The organism is Thermoanaerobacterium aotearoense, assembly GCF_009905255.1.
GTDB lineage: Bacteria > Bacillota > Thermoanaerobacteria > Thermoanaerobacterales > Thermoanaerobacteraceae > Thermoanaerobacterium > Thermoanaerobacterium aotearoense.
In genome coordinates, this window is record NZ_CP047602.1 from 1,869,520 (window position 1) to 1,892,007 (window position 22,488).

General features: G+C 35.7%; 17 protein-coding genes. 3 read left to right on the forward strand and 14 right to left on the reverse strand.

Translation table 11 applies throughout. The features are described 5' to 3' along the window. Positions 1-106: 106 nt before the first annotated feature. The 5 genes from GSH73_RS09445 to GSH73_RS09465 form a co-directional block, all read right to left on the reverse strand. Positions 107-1,366 carry an MFS transporter gene (locus GSH73_RS09445; protein WP_014758257.1) on the reverse strand — a complete coding sequence of 420 codons (1,260 nt, stop codon included), beginning with the start codon at positions 1,364-1,366 and terminating at the stop codon, positions 107-109. Between the two features lie 126 nt (positions 1,367-1,492). Next, positions 1,493-1,975 carry a MarR family winged helix-turn-helix transcriptional regulator gene (locus tag GSH73_RS09450; RefSeq protein WP_014758256.1) on the reverse strand — a complete coding sequence of 161 codons (483 nt, stop codon included), beginning with the start codon at positions 1,973-1,975 and terminating at the stop codon, positions 1,493-1,495. A gap of 457 nt (positions 1,976-2,432) precedes the next feature. Then, positions 2,433-5,336: a DEAD/DEAH box helicase gene (locus GSH73_RS09455; RefSeq protein WP_014758255.1), complete on the reverse strand. Its 2,904-nt coding sequence runs from the start codon at positions 5,334-5,336 to the stop codon at positions 2,433-2,435. Positions 5,337-5,398: 62 nt separating this feature from the next. Continuing rightward, positions 5,399-6,169 (reverse strand): helix-turn-helix domain-containing protein, encoded by a 771-nt coding sequence (locus GSH73_RS09460; protein ID WP_014758254.1) that lies wholly within the window; start codon positions 6,167-6,169, stop codon positions 5,399-5,401. Between the two features lie 196 nt (positions 6,170-6,365). Then, on the reverse strand, positions 6,366-7,328 hold the full coding sequence (locus GSH73_RS09465) for a UPF0236 family transposase-like protein (protein ID WP_014758253.1): 963 nt from the start codon (positions 7,326-7,328) through the stop codon (positions 6,366-6,368). Positions 7,329-7,368: 40 nt separating this feature from the next. Between GSH73_RS09465 and GSH73_RS09470 the strand changes: the two genes are divergently transcribed. Together GSH73_RS09470 and GSH73_RS09475 are read left to right on the forward strand one after the other, a co-directional pair. Continuing rightward, entirely contained in the window at positions 7,369-7,656 is a 288-nt protein-coding gene (locus GSH73_RS09470; protein ID WP_014758252.1) for a transposase, read from the forward strand. Next, positions 7,653-8,555: an IS3 family transposase gene (locus tag GSH73_RS09475; RefSeq protein ID WP_014758251.1), complete on the forward strand. Its 903-nt coding sequence runs from the start codon at positions 7,653-7,655 to the stop codon at positions 8,553-8,555. The genes GSH73_RS09470 and GSH73_RS09475 overlap by 4 nt, the downstream gene beginning before the upstream one ends. Positions 8,556-8,828: 273 nt before the next feature. Here GSH73_RS09475 and GSH73_RS09480 read toward each other — a convergent pair whose 3' ends face one another. Next, positions 8,829-9,965, reverse strand: coding sequence for an alpha/beta fold hydrolase (locus tag GSH73_RS09480; protein WP_014758250.1), 1,137 nt, complete (start codon positions 9,963-9,965; stop codon positions 8,829-8,831). 147 nt (positions 9,966-10,112) lie between these two features. Between GSH73_RS09480 and GSH73_RS09485 the strand changes: the two genes are divergently transcribed. Then, positions 10,113-10,658: a TetR/AcrR family transcriptional regulator gene (locus tag GSH73_RS09485; protein ID WP_014758249.1), complete on the forward strand. Its 546-nt coding sequence runs from the start codon at positions 10,113-10,115 to the stop codon at positions 10,656-10,658. Between the two features lie 442 nt (positions 10,659-11,100). Here the strand turns inward: GSH73_RS09485 and GSH73_RS09490 are convergent, their stop codons facing one another. The 8 genes from GSH73_RS09490 to GSH73_RS09525 all read right to left on the reverse strand — a co-directional run bounded on the left by GSH73_RS09490 (position 11,101) and on the right by GSH73_RS09525 (position 22,480). Further along, positions 11,101-11,595 (reverse strand): GNAT family N-acetyltransferase, encoded by a 495-nt coding sequence (locus GSH73_RS09490; RefSeq protein WP_014758248.1) that lies wholly within the window; start codon positions 11,593-11,595, stop codon positions 11,101-11,103. Between the two features lie 190 nt (positions 11,596-11,785). Beyond that, positions 11,786-13,144, reverse strand: a complete 1,359-nt coding sequence (rlmD, locus tag GSH73_RS09495; protein ID WP_014758247.1) for a 23S rRNA (uracil(1939)-C(5))-methyltransferase RlmD — start codon at positions 13,142-13,144, stop codon at positions 11,786-11,788. A gap of 101 nt (positions 13,145-13,245) precedes the next feature. After that, on the reverse strand, positions 13,246-15,357 hold the full coding sequence (locus GSH73_RS09500) for a glucan 1,4-alpha-glucosidase (protein WP_014758246.1): 2,112 nt from the start codon (positions 15,355-15,357) through the stop codon (positions 13,246-13,248). A gap of 149 nt (positions 15,358-15,506) precedes the next feature. Further along, complete coding sequence (locus tag GSH73_RS09505) at positions 15,507-15,929, reverse strand: acyl-CoA thioesterase (protein WP_014758245.1); 423 nt, start codon at positions 15,927-15,929, stop codon at positions 15,507-15,509. A 46-nt stretch (positions 15,930-15,975) separates the two neighbouring features. Beyond that, a complete protein-coding gene (gene pyk / locus GSH73_RS09510) occupies positions 15,976-17,727 on the reverse strand; it encodes a pyruvate kinase (protein WP_014758244.1) in 1,752 nt (583 codons plus the stop codon). Positions 17,728-17,738: 11 nt separating this feature from the next. After that, on the reverse strand, positions 17,739-18,704 hold the full coding sequence (gene pfkA / locus GSH73_RS09515; RefSeq protein WP_014758243.1) for a 6-phosphofructokinase: 966 nt from the start codon (positions 18,702-18,704) through the stop codon (positions 17,739-17,741). A gap of 70 nt (positions 18,705-18,774) precedes the next feature. Next, the gene (locus GSH73_RS09520; RefSeq protein WP_013787433.1) at positions 18,775-18,972 is read right to left on the reverse strand and encodes a hypothetical protein; all 198 of its coding nucleotides are present in this window, start codon (positions 18,970-18,972) and stop codon (positions 18,775-18,777) included. Between the two features lie 73 nt (positions 18,973-19,045). Further along, positions 19,046-22,480 (reverse strand): DNA polymerase III subunit alpha, encoded by a 3,435-nt coding sequence (locus GSH73_RS09525; RefSeq protein WP_014758242.1) that lies wholly within the window; start codon positions 22,478-22,480, stop codon positions 19,046-19,048. Between the last annotated feature and the right edge of the window lie 8 nt (positions 22,481-22,488).

Below are 22,488 nucleotides of genomic sequence, written 5' to 3' on the forward strand. Positions count from 1 at the left end.
TAAATGTAAACAAAATTTAAATTGAACAATGTCATCTTACTATACATAGAGCTTTTTTTTCATGGCATGGTAACCTCGAAAAGTCAAATTTCTCTTCATGTACTTTTTATTGTTCTATAAGATACTCAATTTCATAGAAAATGCGACGGGTAAAGATACTAATTGCTATCATTATAAGTGCGGCTATATAAAAAGGAATATACGTGAAATTTCCTATATGTTCAAAAACAAATCCATAGATAAATTGCCCTAATGGAATTGTACCTATAACAATACACATAAAACATGAAATAACTTTTCCTATTAAATCTTTTGGCGTTAAAAGTTGCATATATGTCGACATCTGAATTTGAAATAATGTTTGTAACATCAATAACAGTCCTGAATTAATTAGTAAAACAATGTAAATTGCCATAGATGTCCTCAGCGTATGTAGAGCAATACCTTCTAAAAATATAGATAAAGCACAACCGATTAAAAGAAGTGGACTAGTCTTTGCTTTTAATTTTTTTGATAAAACTCCGGCAAGTAGTCCACCTAAGACAGCACCTGTAGCTGCTACACCTTGCGAATAGCCATATAATCGGTTAGCAGTGTCCAAAGCAAAACCTAAACGCTGCGTAATTAATACAGGAAGAGCAATCATAATCAATGAAATCAATAATAAATTAGAAGAACCGAATATTAAGGATATTTTCCAGAGTACAGGCCGTTCCATAAACATAAAACCGAAACTTTCTTTAATGTCGCTAAGCCCGATAGTAAATATATTCCCGATTGTCTTCTTCTTTTTAAATGGAATATGAATAAAAATCTCCATCACAGCGGCCGCGAAAAAACAGCTAATACTTGCGTATAAAATAGGTGTTAATCCCAAAACAGAGAATAGAAAACCTCCGATTACCGGTCCAACCATACTGGCAAGAGAGCTAATCATATCAACAACCGAGTTTGCTTTCATAATATATTCCGATTCTACTAGCACAGGTACGCTTGCTTTAACCGCTGGCTGATAAGCACCTTGTATGCCATACAAAATAATCATTGTAATTGCCATAAGTGGAACTATATCTATTTTACCTACCAGTAGATAAAATAGAGAAATAAGTATTGCTGTGCTAAAATCCAAAATCACCATAATATTTCTCTTATTTACCCGGTCAGCAATTACTCCGCCTATCGGAAACAGTAAAAGCATAGGAACAAAAGAAGACGCCAAAATTGTTCCAAATAAAACAGATGAGCCTGCCTGATTTAGCAAATAAAGAGGCAGTGCATATCTTAATATCTGATTACCAAATATAGAAATAATTTGGCCTAACACAAGAAGCATAAAATCTTTTTTAAATAACTTTAATTTAATCATTTGAGTTCACCTCACTAATTGTTTTGTTTCCTAAGAAACAAAACAATTATAACATATTTTTTGTTTCTTTGTCAACAAAATTAAAAAACAGCCTTAATTAAATAATAAGGCTGCCATGTTTTTCTATTATAAAGATTTCTTATGACTTATATTCTTATATTGTTTCTTTATTTTGTTATCCAAGTGTCTATTATATTTCTCCACAAAGTTAAGCATAATATCTAATTGTTCCTCACTTATCTCTTCAAATACGACTTTATCTCTTTCATGAAACCCTTTATGCAATTCTTCATGAATTTTATAAATTTCTTTTCCTTTTTCAGTAAGTCTAAAATAAATTTCCTTTTGATTATCCGGTTTCTGATAGCTCTCTATAACACCTTTATTTATTAATTTTTTTGTTATTTTGCTTATGGCACTTCTAGTCATATAAAAATATTCAGCTAACTTTGTAACGTTTGGTTCAACATTCTTGCCAATATATTCAATACAATGTACTTCAGAAGGTTTGTAACCTTTAAGAGCTTCCTCCATCTTAAACTTATTAAGAAAAACTATCTTATTGTATAAATCTCTCAAACCCATTATAAGCTGCTCTTCTTTGTTCATAGCCTGCCCTCCCGTCCATTGGTGCGTTAACAATATTATATTAAATTATCGTTTCCATTTCAACAAAATTGAAATGATTATTTCAGGAAGTATGTGACAAAACATAAAAGATCTTGTAATCACGCTTTTCTACTTCATCAGACTTGCAATCAAGTCCGACATACAAATATGGCATGTTCCCACGAATAATTACACACATAAAAATACAGGGTCTCCCGGCATCTCCGCTGCCAAAAAACACATTTTCGGTGGGCGGTAGATCATCGAAAAACCTTGTATTCAAGCCGTTTTTCAGCCTCTCATCCGTTTTTTACATTTGTCATCAATACCACGCACTCAACATGGCTTGAGTTGATGGAATTGATGTCTGCGGGCCATTTTTTAGAGTATCTGTATGTGGAAACATGTCAATGGGTTTTTGTGCTATTTTTGAAAAATCGTCATTCACGGGTACATATCAATTTTGATTTTTTTGATTTCCCCATATTTCAAAATCAGCCAATCCTGCTGTAATTCTTTCATACGTAGGAATTGCTAATTCATAAACATTATTGTTACTCAGCTTTTTATTAGATACCTTATCAATATCAAAACCTGGTTGAGCAACAATTATTTTGTACTTCCATTGATTTACTTTAAAAGTTGCTGCAATTTCGTCCAATAACTGCGAAGATCCAAATATTATTTTTGATTCACCATGAAGTCTTTCCTTAATACGTTCAAACATTAGTTCCGAATACACCCAATGAATACTCCTCATTGCTTGAGTAAATACAATATCACAGTCACTTTTCCGACAACCCGGCTTGTCTGATTTAGATGGTTTACAATGAATAAAATGAATAATATGCTTTAAGCCTTGTATCCATATCAAGTCAGATATTTCATGTGCACCATCATCAAGAATAAGAATATCAGACTGTTTGTCAAAGTCGGTTTCTATAAATTTTATTGTTTTATTAATTACAGGTAGTTCTTTGGGATTCGGCTTTTTCTTATATGCTTCTGCTTGAATGTTACAATTGCTCCAATCTTTCTTTACCCAAACTTCATCGGGTATATCCTCAATAGAGCTATTAGGAATAATCTTTGTTCGTCCTTCAATTATGTAACCTTTTGGCATAATTAAAGTTGGTGGAAAGGTGTTTATGATCTTCTCTAAATCTGCTGTAATAACATCATTTGCACTCTTGAACAATCTTATAGTTATTGCCTTATTTGAAACAACAGTCCACAATAACGGATTATCAAAGTTCATAATCATTTTGCATGAAAATGATTCCAGTGTTAAAACGCAAGTTAAGATACCACTAGTAGAATCAAATGATCGAACCTCAATATTGGGTACAGCATTCATATACGTTTTTCCACCTTCTATACTAATTATCAAAAACTCCGCTCTATAAAACACATCATCCTGAAGTATTGCTATTGGTGCTTCCTCAAGTTTATTAATTGGAGTTGTGCTTGCGAGAAAAGATAAGCCCGGTAATGTAGAACAGTCAATATTCGAATCTAGTAAATCAGCCAAATTATCACACCAAATTTTATATTCGTCGATGGTACCTCGCTTCATAGCCCAAACTCTGCTTCTCTTAGTTGCGATACCCCAAGTCTTTTTTTCTCCCATATTCATGAGAGCATATCTAACTCCAAAAACCCTTCCCTCTGAATTTCGGATCGTATCTTGAACGCTATTCCCAATAAATGTTTTATAGGAAGGATGTGCAATACCCGGCATAACTGCATTTTTCATTCCAACCATAATATAATTTTCGTGATCAAATTTAGATAATGCTTTATACAATTTTGAATATGAAATCCTACTTATACTTCCAATATATAGGCTCTTAGTAAAAGAATCGAGCGCTTCTTCACTAGAAGTCAATTCAAACAAAAGGTTCTTTTCAGGAATGTGGTACAGAATATGAATATCTAGATAGTTCTCAATATAAATTTTTCTATTCGCCCATTCAATAGGTTTATCAATTACTGTAATTACTACTAGTGGGCTATTAATGTCTTTTTGTGATACATATGAAACCCTGTATGGAGATGTACTTTTCACTTTGAAGTCCGTATTAAATGAAAAGTCATCGGAAGCATCATAAATAACAGTACTAAAGTAAATATTTAAGTCTGGCAAGACGAAATCTGGTTCATCAATTAAAGCAGAACGATAATATCGTGCTTTCTTCATACTCTCATCAATTAGTTGTGGTACAAGTTTAGCCCAAGTCTCATCAGAGTTATATAAACGGCTAACCTCTCCTTTAACCTCATCTTTATTGGCAATTAAAATAGCGTTTCCACTTTGTTCTAATGGTTGGCGAGAGATTCTACCCAAAAATTGGATAGTATAAGGAATAGATTTCGGTGTTGCATGTAATACTGCGATTTTTAACAAAGGTATATCTAATCCTTCGCTGGCCATTCCAACACTTATTAATCCATCAAGTTTGCCTTCCTTAACTTCATTAACAACACGTATATTATCTCGATCTTCTCGGTCCGAATGTACAATATCAACATTTAAACCTGAAGATTTATAGCGTTCAAGCAAGTACTCTGCATGATGAATTCTATCTGTTCTTATCATTATGGAAACTGGATTATATTTTTTTTGCTCAATGAATGTTTTCTTTGCAGCTTCTATTAATATTGAATCGCTTTCAGTATCTAATCCAGCTTTAACCCCTAAAAAATCAACTGGTCTTAATATACCATCATCAAAAGCTTGTTTAAGCGAATAATGATAAATCAATTTTGCTTCCATCGTTTTTCTATCTCGCCGAAATGGTGTAGCCGTTAAAAAAATTCTCTTTACATTATTATAATAAGAGTTAATTGCTTTCCAAGTAGGAGCTGCTTCATGGTGCGCTTCATCCATAAAAATAGCATCAATAAATTCAGCTGGGATAGGGGACACTTTTTTATAATATGGGGATATACTATTAGGGTGAGCAACAACAACATCGTGTTCTTGAAAAATTTCCGCCCACTTATCCGCTGACTGAATATGCTTCACTTCATATACTTTTACTTCCGGGAAATCTTCTGGAAGGCATCCAATACGCTTTAAAATCTCTAAACGGCAAAATTGTTCACTAATTTGTGTTCTTAATACTTTTGAAGGTTCTATAATTAAAATCTTCTTAAGATTCAACTCAAAACAGGCCGCCATCATTATTGCACTTTTGCCCGACCCAGTTGGTAAACTAATGAGAGTTGCTGCTTCAGATGTATTTGAAATGAAATAACTTTTCAGAGCCCAAATAGCACCTAATTGGCATTTCCTTAAGCCGCTTCCCGTTTTAGGCTCAAGGATAAATCTTTCTTTGTATTCGCTAAAAACAGACATGCTCCCCCTCCAAACCAAATTCATGTTTTGAACATCAGCTTGGATTTATTACATCCTATTGCTTAGTCTAAAATATCTCGAATGTTCGGCACGTATTGTATATTTCCTTCAACTCTTGCTTTTCCTGATTCAATTATTGTATGCTCCAGTCGTTCAGCCTCGCTTCTAGTCAATTCAAGTTTACTACTAAAGTTTGTTTTATAATTTCTCAGGTAACAAATAAATTTCCTTTTGTTATCTTGATCTTGAAATATTGATATTGAGTCGCATGCCGAAAGCAACGGAAATTCATCACTCTCAATTTTTACTTCTTTATCTACTACATACTGCACACAGGTAAACCCTCTACGGGGTTTTTCTTCAGTATCAGGAATCAGCCAGTCACGTCCAATTTTTTTGGCATGTCTCAATTTCCCACGCCTAATCCATTGTCTGACGGTAACAGGCTCAACACCAAGCATTGACGCATATTGTTCAACTGTAAGGTAATCGCATTCAACAGTAATCAAGGTATGTTCTACTGTATCTATCATGCTACTTATTTCGCCATTTTCAACCTTAATTTCATCAGCATGGCATAGGTTTAATTCCATACGATTCCCTAAAAACTGATATTCATAAAACCACCAAAGTTCTGACAAAGCTGGGAGCTTGCTTTTCTTTACTGCAGCTAAGAATTTTTTGCAAAGCTTTATTCTGTTTTTTAAAACATCATTTGAGTATCTAGGTTCTTCATTTAGTTCTTCATGTTCAATAAATAACTCTAATGACTTTATAATATCTTCCCGCGTGAATAAATGATTTTCCCTGAATAGTTCTTCTTTATTTTTCATAAAAAATCCTCCATTTAAGAGAGTCTGGAATTATTGTAACACAACGCTACAAATATGTCAAACTTTTTCAATATCAAGTTTGTGTCAAGTAGTCGTTGGTAAATTTTTTCTTCAAATTTTATCCGCATAATGTTTAACGTATTGTGAATTTTCGTGCAATTGTTTTTGCTCCATTTTTCTTTTTATATTGCACCTTTTATATGACTTTTAGTTCACTTAAGCATTTGTATCTGAGTATTTCCCTTATCGCTTTTCGACTGTTTGTCATTGCGCAACCTTCAAACGGCATACCGCCTCTTTGTATGTGATATGCCTTAGCTTTTTTCTGTTTTTTGTTTACATCAGCTGCTGATAGTTTTATTTCTTCTTTTATCTCTGCTAATTTTTCTTCTGAAATTGTTACATTAAAATATGCTTCTACAACACTATTAAGTTTTCCATTTGTCTTTAAGGCTAATATCTTTGCTAAATTGTTTGCCCCTTTTTCTGTCCAACTCATTTTACCTGCATTCATTCTGTTTGCTAATATATCAAATATATTGTTTTCCATTGTCCCTAAATGTTTGTATTCTATTCCTTCTGGGGCTTCTGGTATTTTTATTTCTTCTCTCTTTTGGTATGGTGTTATCCCTTCTTTATTGGCTACTAAATAGTTATATAGTTTTTCTAGTTTTTCCTTCTGCTTTTCATCATCTTTTTGCTCTATTATCAATTTTGTTATGTATTCTAGACTTTCTTCCGCTTTTCCTTCATCTAGCATTTTTATTAATTTGTGAGCATCTTTTTTGTCCTCTACATTCTTTATTACTGCTTGGCTTTTATGAAATGGATCTAATTGAAAATATACTCCTTCTTCGCCTAAACTTTCTTTAATCCAACTTGCTCCATCTCCATTTATTATCTTTATTTCTATTTCGTCTACGTTGTATTCTTTTGCTATCGTTGCATCTACTAATTCTTTAAATTCTTTACTGCTTGCAAATCCTGCACATGCTATTTTGTTATGTGTTATATATTCATCACTTCCTGGGCTTCTTTTTACCCATCCATCATATGCTACTGCTAATTTTATTTCTTTCTTTCCTCTGCTTTTTTTGCCTTTTGGTCTATCTGATGGTAGAATATAAATAGTACAAGTTGAATTGAGAAAGTTCCACATAAGTATTACAATAAATATAGAAAGAATGGGGGAACTTCTCATGGCAAAACAACATGATCAACAATTTAAGGAGGAAGCTGTCAAGTATTACCTTGACCATAAGGATCTAGGGCTTCGAGGGTGTGCAGAAAACCTTGGTATAGGTTATAGCACTTTTAGCAAGTGGGTTAGGGATTATAGCACAAATAACGGAACGATCCCAACTCGTGGTTCTGGCAACTACGCTTCTGACGTAGAAAAAGAAAATGCCAGGCTGCGGAGAGAATTACGCGATGCAAAGGATGCACTTGATGTACTAAAAAAAGCCATCAGCATTCTGGGAAAATGACAGAGGCGATTTATCTTGAAGTCTATCGCAAGTGTGAAGCTTCCAAAGGGAAACGCCGCGTTTCTGTTAGCGGAATGCTGCGTCATTTAGGCGTTTCCAGATCCGGTTATAACTCTTGGTTAAAGCGCAAACCATCAAAACAGCAGCTAAGGAAAGAGTCTGTCCAGGACAAAATTCGTGAAATCCATGCAAAGTCTCATGATATTTACGGAGCTCCTAAAATTACAAAAGAACTACATAAAGCTGGAGAGGTCATCTCAGAAAGAACTGTAGGTAAATATATGAAAGAAATAGGCTTAAAAGCAAGGTATATCAAGCCTTATACAGTTACAACGCGTAACTCAAACTTAAGTAGTTCTCTTGAGAACATCTTACAGCAACAGTTCAATCCGGACTCTCCTAATGCAGTCTGGTGTACTGATATAACATATATCTGGACTGTAGATGGATTTGTATACCTGACCAGTATCATGGATTTATATTCACGGAAAATTATAGCGTGGACACTTTCCAAAACACTAGATGTATCATGTGTTTTAGATACCATAAATAAAGCAAAGGCAACTAGAAGGTTAACTAACCCACTAGTTATCCACAGTGATCGTGGAAGTCAGTATGTATCGAAGGAATACCGGAAAGCTGCATCAAAAATGACACTCAGTAACTCAAAGAAGGGATGTCCTTGGGATAACGCCTGCATAGAGTCCTTTCATTCACTAATTAAACGTGAATGGCTAAATCAATATAAAATCAGAGATTATGATCATGCTAGAAAGCTAGTATTTGAATATATTGAGACCTTTTATAACACTGTACGAATTCATAGCCACTGCGACTATAAATTGCCAGATCAGTATGAAGCACAATACTTGAAGAAGGCAACAAAACTTATTGGGTAAGCAATAAATATGCATAAAGACATTCTCTGCTTGAAATTCATAATTTAATACGTACGGAAATACTAGGAAATAACTTGCTCATTTTAATTTGTACTTTTTCTTGACATAGTACCAGTAAATGTTCTTATTGGCGATGACTCTTTATATGACACTGGTATATTTCAAGATTTACATACGTACAAGCAGTTTGCAGTACAAAAATTCGATTGCCATTTCGTAGCTTAAATTCCTCTCTTGACTTAATCAGTGCGTCCCTAAAAGCTTTTATTTTCATCAATTGCTAATTTTCTTTATCCATTTAAAGATTTCTTCAATAGCAAGCTGATGATTTCCTATTTGGCAATGTTGCTCGCCGCCTTCCGCTTCTGTAAACATCCTTGCGGATAAGCTTTTTGCGTATTTTATCTTATTTATTAGTTTGTAAAATTGGTCGTTGGGAATATAATGATCTTTTTCCCCTGCAAGCAGCAGCACATGGCAGTTCAGCCTATCGCATACATCCTGCGACAGGTTATGCTTTTGGAGTTCCTTATAAAAATCATAAGGCGTATCTGTTCCGGTGATATACATGCCCTGCATCATTGCCCAGTCTGCAAGCAAGTTTCTCTTTCTTACGTATCCAAGCAATCTGTTCACAAATATCTTTTTGTTTTTTAAGACGCAATATCTTACAACCAGTCTTAAAACTCTCGGGAGTATACTTGTCATACAGTCAAATCCGTTTTCAAGCACATCATATGCAACGACCGCCTTAATGCGCTTTTCAAAAGCCGCGGCTCTCACCGCTAGATACCCGCCCCATGATATGCCAATCATTGTGCATTCTTTTACACCGTAGTAATCCAGTACACATGATGTAGGACGTTCCCAGTTTGCAATAAATTTAAGCCCGTTTTTCAACGTCTTCCCCTGTCCATCACCCTCAAATAGAATAATTGTATAGCCCTCTTGTGCAAATTGTGTTAACGCCAGCACAAATTCTTCAATAAAGGAATCATAACCTCCGCAAGCAAGTAAGATTCCTTTCTCGTTTTTATTTTTGAAAATTATGCTGTGTATTTCCTTTCCCATGTAAGGAATCTCGTGAATTTCATAATCCAGCTTCATCTTGCGAAAAGCCTTATGAAAATTCTCAACGGATTTTTTATACATATGATATTTTTGAGGATGATCTTCTTTCAGGAAAAATTCGGCCATCCGGTACGCATAAGCCGCACGCATGTATTCATCTAAACCTTCGCACTTTTCCCCAAGCGCAACCCAAAAATCAAACCACTGTGCCAAATTCCTAATATTGCCCGCTTTTTCAACAACCTCTTTTTCATCTGCCGCTGCTTCTCCGTAAGTAAGCACACGGTTTATCTGAAAATCAAACATCTGAATTCCAGTTATATTTTTGATATAAGCCATTAAATTTATCCTCCTTAATATGTTACACTTGACGCACTTTACAATTCATATTATGCTATACTTGGTAGTGTTTTTCAAGGGATTAAGCTATTGTGCCGCATATTTGCAAAATTTGTGACATTCTACGAGAAAGGAAGAATTTTATATATGAACAAAATGAATTACAGGATTGCTTTACAATCAAAGAAAATGCTTACAGATACACTAATAAAGCTTATGGCAACTGATGATTATTCAAAAATTACGATCACGCAGATTTGTAAGGAAGCAGATTTGTCACGCCGGACATTTTATCGTCTTTATAAAACCAAAGAAGATATACTCAACGAATATATGGCCTTGCTCACTACAAGCTTTTTGGAAAAAATAAAGGAAAGCAAGCCAAAGCATTATCCGGAAGTTGCCGCAGTTTATTTCAGCTTTTGGCAGGAACATATAGATTTTTTAAAATTACTGAAAAGAAACATGTTGTTGGATACTCTTTACAATATGGCAAAAAAAGTGGCACCCTCAATTTTTCAGATTGTAAAACCGACAATTAAATCCAATGAAAAAATACTCGAATTTGCATTGTCTTACAGCATAGGAGGGCTATATGGAATGCTAATACGATGGGTCGAGGGCGATATGAAGCCTTCTCCTGAAGAATTAACAGATATTTTGAAACAGACTATAAATATAGCTGCTCTCTGAGTTAAATATTACGAAAATTCTGATAGACACGTCCCCGCAAACTATCAACCCCCGCCTTTTCCGTCAGCACTACCCTACCCGCCAAAATCCGCCCCGAAAGGCTGTGGATGTGTTTCCACGAACAATTATACACATAAAAATACAAAGCTTCCCTGTTCCTCCACCTCCAAAAAGCACATTTTCGGCGGGCGGCAAATCACCGGAAAACCCTGTATTTAAGCCATTTTTCAGCCTCTCATCCATTTTTTACATTTATCATCAATACTACGCACTCAACATGAAGTTATTAGGCTATTTTGTTTTTCTATGCTTTGAACTGCATTTTTTGCTTTTTCGTTGATTTTCTGTAAGGTAACTTGCTTATGCTATGCAAATAAATTCTTTCGGTGGAAGCCTCTTTTATTTTTATAATTCGTCTTTTATAAATGTTGTGTCTTAATATTTATAGGTTCTTCTTCATAGTAATGGCAGGTAAAATTTTTCCTGTCCAATTTAATTCCACATTTTTAAATTTAGTAAATCCATTTTTAATCCAAAAATCAAGTACAGAATTGTCATAATTAGTGACTACATCTATTCTGATACATTTGCTTCTTTGTGATTTGGCATATTCCTCAAAAGCTCGAAAAATTAGTTTCCCAAAGCCTTTACTTTTAAAATCATTATGTATCATCAACAGTGATAAATAAGTTTCTTTTCCTACCTTAAAGTCCATTACTCCGATTATCTTTTCTGAACTTATCTCAACTATCTTACAAGAATGAAATCCAACTTCTTTCATTGATTCAAGTTCTTGAAGTATCCATTCTTTTGTTACTTTTTCCTTGTCCATATGGCTTAATAAAAAATGTTTATTAGAATTATAAACTTCAACAACTTCATTTAAATCCTTATTCTCAACTGAATCTATATAGAAACCTTTTAATCCAAAAAACATATAAATCCCTCCATTATCCAACTGTTGAACTGACCACTCACGAACCAATGACATCCAAATCGCTCTGTCAAAAGCATTGCAGCTTGTCTGGATATGTTCCCACGAAGCAAAAAAACACATTTTTTACGCTACAACTTCAAACACAAAATCACACAAATGGCTTATATCAAGCCATTTCAGAAGCCCAGTTCTACACCCTTGACATCAATACCACGCACTCAACGTGATGTGTGTATGGAAACATATCGACCGGTTGTACTTTTTTTGTTTTATATCCATTGTCTTCAAAAATCCTTAAATCCCTTGCCAATGTAGTCGGGTTACAAGAAACATAAACTATTTTTTTAGGATTCATATCTATGGACGTTTTCACAACCTCTTTGTCCAGGCCTTTTCTTGGTGGGTCAAACACTATGACGTCAGGATTTAGTCCTTTGTCAAAAAGTTTTTTCATGACGTCTTCTGCTTTTCCAGCGATGAATTCTGCATTATATATTCCATTTATAGCTGCATTTCGCTTCGCATCTTCTACAGCGTCTGGTATTACCTCTATACCATAGACTTTTCTTGCATATTCTGCAAAAAATATCGATATCGTGCCTATGCCACAGTACACATCAAAGACGGTTTCATCGCCTTTTAAATCTGCATATTCCAACGCTTTCTCATACAATACTTTGGTTTGAACCGGATTTACTTGAAAGAACGACAAAGGAGATATTTCAAATTTTTTATCCCCAATAAAATCAGTAATATAATCATTACAATATATGACAATATTTTTGTTACCCATGACTTGTTTTCCGTTGCTTTTATTTACATTTAAAACAACACTTTTTAAGTTTTCAATATTTCCTTTAAGCCGGCTTACAAGTTCTTTCTTGTGTGGAATGTCTCTGCCATTTGCCACAATGATAACCATGACTTCTTTTGTTGCAAAACCAATCTTTGTTATCACATGCCTTAAAATCCCTTTTTCAGTTTTTTTGTCGTAAACTGCAATCTTATAGTCGTTTGCCCATTCTACAACGGTTTTCATCACATCGACACTGACGCTATTTTGAATCATGCAGGAATCTATGCCGATCACTTCATGTGATTTAGATGCGTAAAATCCACCTTCTACCATGCCATCTCTAAAGCTCAATGGATATTCCGCTTTATCCCTGTAATGCAGTGGGTCAGACATGCCTATCGTATCAAATACAGAAGCATCAATTTTCCCAATTCTTTTCAAGCTTTCTTCAACAACATGTTTTTTAAATTCTAACTGTCCGCTGTATGTTAAATGTTGAAGCATACAACCTCCACATTTATCAGCATATTGGCATTTAGGCATAATTCTTTCCTGTGATGGCTCTAATATTTCTTCTACATGTGCATTTAAATAATTTTTATGTTTTTCATCAATTTTGGCTAAGACCTTCTCTCCTTTTAAAGCGCCTTTTACAAAAACAGCAATTCCATCTAATCTTCCGACGCCCTGGCCCTCATGCGCCATATTGTCAATGAATACTTCGTATATATCGCCAATGTTTAAATTTTGCAACAATTATCACTCCAAATTAATATTTTCACATACACAATTATACTCTATTTAAGCAATAAAAAACAGATTTCCCGGATATAGTCATCCGGAAAATCTGTGTATCACTTCGAAGCATACCTTTTATAAACAATGTCTGGCATGTCAAGCACTTTATGTTCTATATTCGATGCAAATAATATTACGTATTCGGCATGTGCCCAATTAAGCGGTGATGCTGAATCTGTAGGAAGTCCAGTATCTTCCCATACTTGCTCAGATATTATGCCGCTTTCATTTGCAAAGTTCTCCATGGCTTTTACATAAGATGTCGCATCTTTCCCTGCAGCAATCTCGTACATGCCTCTCTCACCTGTAAGCAGCGGCCACAATCTTCCCTTCCCTGTCCCATGATATAGTTCTGTCTTAGACATCTCGCCATATCCATCATGATTATACCTGTACCACGACGGTCCTTTCGGCGTATCGACTTTTATTGTTTCATCTACGACTTTCAGCGTATTTAGTATTTTAGGGTCATCTGCTGATTTTACTCCAAGCCTTACAAGTTCCAGAAAACTTGGATCCACGATTTCTTTTTGGTCGTATACACCACCGCCATTCGCTATGCTTATCATGAAATCAGCATTTGGATCTGGAAGTCCTGCTATCCTTATATAGTATTGACCATTTCCCAAAGGACCTTTTTCTGTGTAAGTTAGGCTGTCAATAAGCCTTTGCCAGTTGTCCGCCTTTTCTTGATACTTTTTAGCAGATTCAAAATCCTTATTTTCTTCAGCTATATACGCAGCACATGTAAGTCCTGCTACTTCTGAAGCCAGCGTTGCTGGTGAATATCCTCCTATTTCTTCCCATCTTTCCTGTCCCGTCTTAGGGCCTATTTTCACAATGAAATCCGCCAAAGGCTTAACAAGGCTTTCATAGAGATCGTATCTTTTAAGCCTGTAGCTTAATATTATTGGGTCTGCCTGCTCATCAAGCTGTATGCCTGTCCAATAAGGCTTTCCATTTATCCATGTATTTTGTGGAATCATTCCATTGTCTTTTACTACTTTGACTAAATAATCCAACGCTCTGTTTGCCGAATCAGTATCGCCAGCAACAATAAATGCATTTGCTACATGGTACAGATCTCGTGACCATACAAGATGGTAACCACCGATATTGTCATCTTCTTGGCCATCACCCCATGGGATTGATAGCGATGCTATATAAGCACCCTTGTTTGTCTTGTCTTCACTGGCTTTTAATATCATCATGCTATTGAAATACAGTGAATTTGCTTTTCCGCCAAAATCATTAAGGCTATTGCAATACTTCTCCCATTCGTCTATATACGCCTTCTTTAAACTGCCATAATCATCATTTAAAGTTTCCATGTTTGTCCTTACCGCTTCATTTTCACTTTGTCCGAAAGACAATACGATTTCAAATTGAGTATTTTTCTTAAGATCTATTTCAGCACCTTCTATGATGTTGCCTCTTGCACTATTGTAATTGTAAGTCATTTGCATGTTTTTATAAAGATCGGTCTCAATATCATTTACTTTATAATAACCTATCGAATACTTTTTCCAGCCTACATCAGAAGACAATGCAGTGTAAATCCCATCTCTTTCAGCAATTAGCGCAACATTGCCATTTGCCTTAACTGCGTATCCTTCATTGTATTTGCCCTGATTTTTTACATGAGGATCACACATTACATAAAGTCTGTAATCATCAACATTGCCTTTTAAAGCTTCAAATTTCGTCTTAATTATGAGAGAATTTCGCTTTACATCAGTAAATACTTCTTTAGTTATCTTATATCTCCCAACTTTATCTGTGTTAATGATTTTATAACCTAACGATTTTTCAGTGAACTTTTCTACTTTGGTTATTGTGTCTTTTGTCTCGTCAGAGACAAACGTTTTTCCATCTGTCACAAAAAATTTAATATTTTTTACATCAGCAGTATCTATAGTGGGATAGTAAACCTCAGATATCGCTCCGTCTGCAAGTGTAAACCACACTTTGGAAGTATAGTTGTTTGCAGTACCTACACATTGTTTCTGGGCTTTTGCCCATGTATCGGCCTCTCCCGGGCCATTTATTGCTTGCACATTATTTAATCTTTCAATTTTCATACTTGATATATTATTGTTTCCACATCCGCTTAGCACACTGGATGCAAGAAATAATACAGGTAGGTATTTTATAAGTTTTCTATTCAATTTCATCGCCTCCAATACTATTTTACATTATATCTGAGGTTTGTGCAACCGATTTTATATAAAGGCAAAAAAAATAGGGCGAATGCCGCCCATTGATATAATCGGTTACCAATACCATTATAACCAATTTATTGAATTATATTCAAACTTCATACACCTTCAAAGCATTTATTCAGCATTTCGTAAACATGTGGCAAAGCCTTCTTTATATTTACAGGTTTCCTGTCAAGTGTCGTAAATGGATGTTCTGTCATGCCTTGTGCCAAAAGCTTATTTCCATCTTCTTTCATTATATCGTACTCAAATCTTATCCTTGAGCCTTTCAATAAACCTATTTTTGTCTTTATAATTATTACATCATCATATTCTGCAGGCCAAAAGTATTTGCAACTGGCTTCTATCACCGGAAGCATGATATTGTTCTGTTCTAATTCTCGATAAGTCATGCCTAAAGATCTGAAAAATTCTGTCCTTCCTATTTCAAACCAGTTTAAATAATTTGCATGATACACTATGCCCATTTTATCTGTTTCGCCATATCTTACCCTTACTTTTACGTCGTAAGTATACATGTATTATCACCTCAAAAAAATAAAGACAAGAAGATGACTTCCTGTCCTATTTTATATTCACTATACCTTTGTAGACCAATCCTCTGGCAGTATCGAGAGTTACCGTCATTCCATCTTTAAGCTTTGAAGTTACTCCTTCACAGCCTACAATGACAGGTAATCCATAGTTCAATCCAACTATTGCAGCATGGGACGTTAGTCCACCTTCTTCTGTTATGATAGCTGAAGCCTTCTCAATTATAGGCATATAATCCCTTTCAGTTTTTTGAGCAACGATGATATCTCCTTCTCTGAACTTATCTTTGTCCTTGTATGGATCTCTTATGATGGAAACAACACCACTTATGGATTTAGTGCCTATGCCTGTGCCTTTTACTATTACATCTCCCACAATATGAACCTTCAACATATTTGTTGTGCCTGTAGTCGCGACAGGTATTCCTGCCGATATTACTACAATATCGCCATTTCGAATTAATCCTTCATTTAAAGCCGTATTTACTGATACTTCTATCATTTCATCTGTAGAATTGACTTCCTGTGATATCAATGGATGTACACCCCACACGATGCTAAGCCTTCTTGCAACATCTTTGTTTGGCGTCACTGCTATTATAGGTGCTGACGGTCTATACTTAGACACCATTCTCGCAGTATAACCTGATATTGTAGATGTAATAATGGCAGTTGCGCCTATATCTCTCGCGGTAGTGCACGTAGCATGGCTTATGGCATTTGTCATAGAAATATTGTAATCCACATTTTTATCTAAATTTTCTTTGTAATTTATATACGTCTCAATCTTTTCAGCTATCTTTGACATCGTCTTAAAAGCCTCTACAGGATATTTGCCTTGCGCTGTTTCACCAGACAACATTATCGCATCAGTGCCATCCAATATAGCATTGGCTACATCTGTTACTTCTGCCCTTGTTGGCCTTGGATTTCTTATCATAGAGTCAAGCATCTGTGTAGCAGTAACTACTGGTTTACCTGCTTTGTTGCATTTTTCAATTATCCTTTTCTGAACGATAGGTATTTCCTCTATAGGAATTTCGACACCCAAATCGCCGCGGGCTACCATTATGCCATCAGAGACTTTGATTATTTCGTCAATATTTTCTACGCCTTCGCGATTTTCAATTTTTGATATGATAAGTATATGGCCAGCGTCATTGTCTTCTAACAATCTCCTTATGGCAATTACATCTGCTGCTTTTCTGACAAAAGACGCTGCAATCATGTCGATTCCTTTTTTTATTCCAAACTCTATATCATCCACGTCTTTTTGCGTTATGGCAGGCAAATTAAGCTTTGTACCAGGTACATTTACACCTTTGTGATCACCTATTGTACCAGAATTCTCCACAGTGCATACTATATCTTCACCTTTTACGTCATTGACTTTCAATGATACTAATCCGTCATCAATCAATATGCGAGAACCTCTCTCCACATCTTGAGGAAGCCCCTTGTATGAAACAGAACAAATAGTGTTATCTCCTTCAATTTCCCTTGATGTTATCGTAAATGTCTGGCCTTCTTTAAGCTCTGCAACACCGCCTTTAAATCTGCCAGTCCTTATTTCAGGCCCTTTTGTATCAAGCATAATTGCAATAGGCAGCTTAAGTTCTTCTCTAATCTTTATAATATTGTCTATTCTGCTTCCATGCTCTTCATGATCCCCATGTGAAAAATTCAACCTGCAAATATTAAGACCGCTTTCTATAAGCTCTTTCAATATCTCATATTTTTCACTGGCAGGACCAATCGTGCATATTATCTTAGTTCTACGCATATCTTCACTCCTTAAATTGATAATATTTTGCTGAGTTCATAAAGCTTTAAATTAAACTCTTTTTTCATTGCCAAAGCAGTGTCTATATCATCATCCACAATCTGGTTATTTCTTATGCTTATTATCCTTTGAGATTTGTTTTCTAACAGAAGCTCTACAGCTCTTGATCCCATTTGGCTTGCGATAACTCTGTCCATGACAGTAGGCGCGCCACCCCTTTGTATGTGGCCCAAAGTCGTATGCCTTAAATCAAGCTTAGGAAGTCTCTCTTGAATCATCTTTGATAACTCCAGACCGCTCATTACACCTTCTGCCAGTACAATTATGTGATGCAGCTTGCCCCTCTTTATGCCGTACGAAATTTTTTCGCACACTTCATCTATGTCAAACTTGACTTCCGGTATTATTATAATCTCTGCTCCTCCAGCAAGTCCTGCATAAAGCGCTATGTACCCAGCATTTCTTCCCATTACCTCTATGATATTTGCTCTTTCGTGTGACGTTGCCGTGTCTCTAATCTTGTTGATGGCATCTATAGCCGTATTGCAAGCTGTATCAAAACCGATTGTATAATCTGTACACGGTATGTCATTGTCGATAGTGCCTGGAATACCGATCGTATTAACACCATGTTCATTACTTAAAAGCTGTGCACCTCTAAAAGAGCCATCTCCGCCTATGACCACAAGCCCTTCAATATTGTGCTTTTTCAATACCTCTGCAGCCTTGGCTCTTCCTTCTTTTGTTTTAAATTCTGCACTTCTGGCTGTACGAAGTATTGTACCGCCTCTTTGAATTATGTCACCTACTGATGACAATGTCATGTCTTCTATCTCGTCGTCTATAAGCCCCTGATAGCCTCTCATGATGCCTTTTACTGTCAGCCCGTTATATATGCCGCATCTTACCACTGCCCTTATGGCAGCATTCATGCCTGGTGCATCTCCACCACTTGTTAAAACTCCTATTGTTCTCATAATATATCCTCCTTACCAACCGGGTCATTATATGTCCCATTTTATTAAAAGTCCCCCTTATAAGGGGTAATTAAAGACCATATTCAATAATAATATTCTGTGCATCCTGAGCTTCTGAATTAGGAACCATAACTTCACAGTAGCCGTCGTTATTGTCTACATTTTTTTTCAATGGTTTTAATTTCACTAAAAAGCCTTCTTTTGTCAGCACATCTTTGACCTTTTCTGCAACTTCCATGCTGTGCGCCATATATATAACAGTCCACATAAAAAGGCCTCCTTGAATATTCTAACTACTATTTTAATTTATTTTTTGTATAATATCAATATATATTTACACGTTATACAATTTTAACATTTTCTTCTCCAAGTACACTTGCAAGTTCGTCCAAAAGCTCATTTGCACCATTTACCCAAAGATCTTTTTGAGCTGCCAGATTTTTATTTGCATATCTTATAAAAACAGGAATGTTTCCTCTGTATTTGACTAAAATTCCTTTAATCTTTTCCACATCCTTTTGTTCCTTCACATTAAGCCACAATTTTTCTCGTATCATGTGTGTAAGCGGCTTAACTTCATCGCATAAAATCTTTGGCTCTTCATCTTCCCTTAAACTTACTTTGCCTTTTACTACAACAGGCAAATCTTCACTTAAAAATTTTGAGTATCTTTCGTACACAGCAGGAAATACGATGACTTCGATGGTACCGTACAGATCTGCAAGATTTACAAAAGCCATCATATTATTGTTTTTTGTAAACTTTATTTTCTTGCTTTCTACAATCCCTACCAAAACAACATCTTGATCATCAAAGGCCGTTTTTTTTGCAAATGAGTCATCGCTATTTTTCAAGTCCCTCGTTGTACAATTTGCTATTCTTCGTATATCGTCTTGATATTCATCAAGTGGATGTCCGCTAATATAAAGCCCCATAGTTTCTTTTTCCATAGAAAGTATTACGTCTTTAGAAAATTCTTTGATGTCTGGAAGCGAATAATCGATTTTATAGCTTTCCGCATCGCTTTCAAATAATGATATCTGCCCTTTTATATTCCTCTCTCTGCTTCTATGAATGCTTTCCATTATGCCTTCGTAAACTGCTAATAATTGAGATCTGTAGACGCCAAATGAATCAAATGCACCAGATTTTATGAGACTTTCAACGGCTTTCTTGTTTAATTGCATTTCGTCTATTCTCTCAAAGAAATCTATGATAGATGTATATCTGCCGTTTTTCTTTCTGTCCTCTACAATTTCTAATGTAGCGTTTAAGCCGACGTTTTTAACAGCAGCAAGACCAAATCTGATTTTGCCATTGGCGACGGTAAAGTAGGAATAGCTTTCGTTTATATCCGGTGGCAAAACTTGTATACCCATCTTTTTTAGAACTTGTACATAGAAAGCCACTTTATCCGTATTGTCAACAAAGCTATTAAGCAATGCAGCCATGAATTCAACAGGATAGTATCTCTTTAAATACGCCGTTTGAAAAGCCACAACAGCATAAGCTGCAGCGTGAGATTTATTGAATGCATAATTGGCAAAATCAATCATTTCGTCAAAAAGCCTGTTGGCCGTATCTTCATCAACACCTTTGTTTACAGCTCCTGGTACGATGTAATTGCCATTTTCATCTTTGATTCCATAGATGAAGTTCTTCCTCTCTTCCTCCATAACCTTCATTTTCTTCTTCGCCATGGCACGGCGAACCAAGTCAGACCTTCCCAACGAGTACCCTGCCAAATCCCTCACTATCTGCATAACTTGCTCCTGATAAACCATGCAGCCATAAGTGACATCAAGAATTGGCCTTAGAAGCGGATGTTCATATTTTATGTTTTCAGGGTGATTTTTATTTTCTATGTATCTGGGTATTTGATCCATTGGACCAGGTCTATAAAGCGATATACCTGCTATTACATCTTCCAGCTTTTCTGGCTTTAGCTCTGTCATAAACTGTTTCATTCCAGATGATTCTAATTGAAATACACCTTCAGTATCGCCTCTGCTTATTAATGCATAAACTTCTTTATCTTCAAAGTCAATATTGTCTATGTCAACATCTATCCCTCTGGTCTCTTTTACAATATCTAAAGTGTCTCTTATGACAGTAAGTGTCCTTAAACCCAAAAAATCCATCTTTAAAAGGCCTAATTCTTCCAAAGTCGTCATCGTAAACTGCGTGACAATAGAACCTTCATTTTTCTGCAATGGAACGTATTTTACCAGCGGTTCGCTTGATATAACTACGCCTGCAGCATGCGTTGAAGCATGACGTGGAAGTCCTTCAAGAGATCTTGAAATATCAATCAACTGCCTAATCTTTTCGTCATTTTCGTACTTATCTTTTAACTCTGGATTTAATTCAATTGCTTTATCTATAGTCATTCCAAGTTCGAAAGGTATCATTTTCGCAATGACATCAACTTCAGCGTAAGGAAAGTTTAAAGCACGGCCAACATCTCTTATGGCAGCCCTTGCAGCCATCGTACCAAATGTTATTATTTGAGCCACTCTGTCTTCTCCATACTTTTTGACTACATAATCAATTACCTCTTGTCTTCTTTCATAGCAAAAATCAGAGTCTATATCTGGCATGCTTACTCTTTCAGGGTTTAAAAATCTTTCAAAAAGGAGATTGTACTTTATAGGATCAATCTTTGTTATGCCGAGGCAGTATGCCACAAGGCTCCCAGCAGCCGAGCCTCTCCCAGGACCAGTCATTATTCCATTGTCGCGGGCAAATTTAATAAAATCCCACACGATTAAGAAGTAATCAACATATCCCATTTTTTCTATTACAGAAAGCTCGTAGTTTAACCTTTCTATCACTTCATCGGTTGGATTTGGATACCTTTTATACAACCCATCCATGCAAAGTTTTCTCAAGTATTCATCTGACTTCATGCCATCTGGCACTTCATACTTTGGAAGCTTAGTCTTATTAAATTCAAATTCCAGATTGCACATATCGGCAATTTTTACGGTATTCTCCAAAGCTTCCTTGCAATACGAAAACATATCATACATCTCATCAGGGGATTTTAGATAAAATTGATCTGTCGGAAATGACATCCTATCAGCATCATCCATGTTCTTGCCTGTCTGAATGCACAAAAGGACTTCATGTGCCAAATGATCCTCTTTATTAAGATAATGAACATCATTTGTGGCCGCGAGAGGTATGTTTAGCTCTTTTGAAAGTTTTATCAATTCCGCATTTACTTTTTCCTGCTGGCTTAAACCATGGTATTGAAGCTCAAGATAAAAATTGCCTGTCCCAAAAATGGAGTTATAAAAAATAGCAGTCTCTTTAGCTTTTTCATATTCATCAGAAAGGAGATACGATGGTATTTCACCGCCAAGACATGAGCTAAGCGCTATTAAGCCTTCGCTGTGTTCTTTTAAGTATTGATGATCAACCCTCGGTTTATAGTAAAAACCATCGATAGATGCCTTTGAGACAATTTTCATCAAATTTTCATATCCAGTCATGTTTTTGCACAGCAAAATCAGATGATAATTCAAATTATCTATGCCGTATTCTTTATCGTACAAAGACCTTGGAGAGACGTAAATTTCACACCCAATTATAGGTTTTACACCATAAGATACGGCCTCTTTGTAAAAATCTATGGCACCGTACATGACGCCGTGGTCCGTAATAGCTATGGAATTCATTCCAAGCTCTTTCGTCCTCTTTATAAGCTCTTTTATCCTACATGAACCATCGAGAAGGCTGTATTCGCTGTGAACGTGCAAATGTACAAACATTACAATCA

Excerpts from the sequence above, each read along its gene's own strand:
- GSH73_RS09445 (WP_014758257.1), bottom strand. The coding sequence starts at position 1,366 with ATGATTAAATTAAAGTTATTTAAAAAAGATTTTATGCTTCTTGTGTTA.
- GSH73_RS09450 (WP_014758256.1), bottom strand. The coding sequence starts at position 1,975 with ATGAACAAAGAAGAGCAGCTTATAATGGGTTTGAGAGATTTATACAAT.
- GSH73_RS09455 (WP_014758255.1), bottom strand. The coding sequence starts at position 5,336 with ATGTCTGTTTTTAGCGAATACAAAGAAAGATTTATCCTTGAGCCTAAA.
- GSH73_RS09460 (WP_014758254.1), bottom strand. The coding sequence starts at position 6,169 with ATGAAAAATAAAGAAGAACTATTCAGGGAAAATCATTTATTCACGCGG.
- GSH73_RS09465 (WP_014758253.1), bottom strand. The coding sequence starts at position 7,328 with ATGTGGAACTTTCTCAATTCAACTTGTACTATTTATATTCTACCATCA.
- GSH73_RS09470 (WP_014758252.1), top strand. The coding sequence starts at position 7,369 with ATGGCAAAACAACATGATCAACAATTTAAGGAGGAAGCTGTCAAGTAT.
- GSH73_RS09475 (WP_014758251.1), top strand. The coding sequence starts at position 7,653 with ATGACAGAGGCGATTTATCTTGAAGTCTATCGCAAGTGTGAAGCTTCC.
- GSH73_RS09480 (WP_014758250.1), bottom strand. The coding sequence starts at position 9,965 with ATGGCTTATATCAAAAATATAACTGGAATTCAGATGTTTGATTTTCAG.
- GSH73_RS09485 (WP_014758249.1), top strand. The coding sequence starts at position 10,113 with ATGAACAAAATGAATTACAGGATTGCTTTACAATCAAAGAAAATGCTT.
- GSH73_RS09490 (WP_014758248.1), bottom strand. The coding sequence starts at position 11,595 with ATGTTTTTTGGATTAAAAGGTTTCTATATAGATTCAGTTGAGAATAAG.
- GSH73_RS09505 (WP_014758245.1), bottom strand. The coding sequence starts at position 15,929 with ATGTATACTTACGACGTAAAAGTAAGGGTAAGATATGGCGAAACAGAT.
- pyk (WP_014758244.1), bottom strand. The coding sequence starts at position 17,727 with ATGCGTAGAACTAAGATAATATGCACGATTGGTCCTGCCAGTGAAAAA.
- pfkA (WP_014758243.1), bottom strand. The coding sequence starts at position 18,704 with ATGAGAACAATAGGAGTTTTAACAAGTGGTGGAGATGCACCAGGCATG.
- GSH73_RS09520 (WP_013787433.1), bottom strand. The coding sequence starts at position 18,972 with ATGTGGACTGTTATATATATGGCGCACAGCATGGAAGTTGCAGAAAAG.
- GSH73_RS09525 (WP_014758242.1), bottom strand. The coding sequence starts at position 22,480 with ATGTTTGTACATTTGCACGTTCACAGCGAATACAGCCTTCTCGATGGT.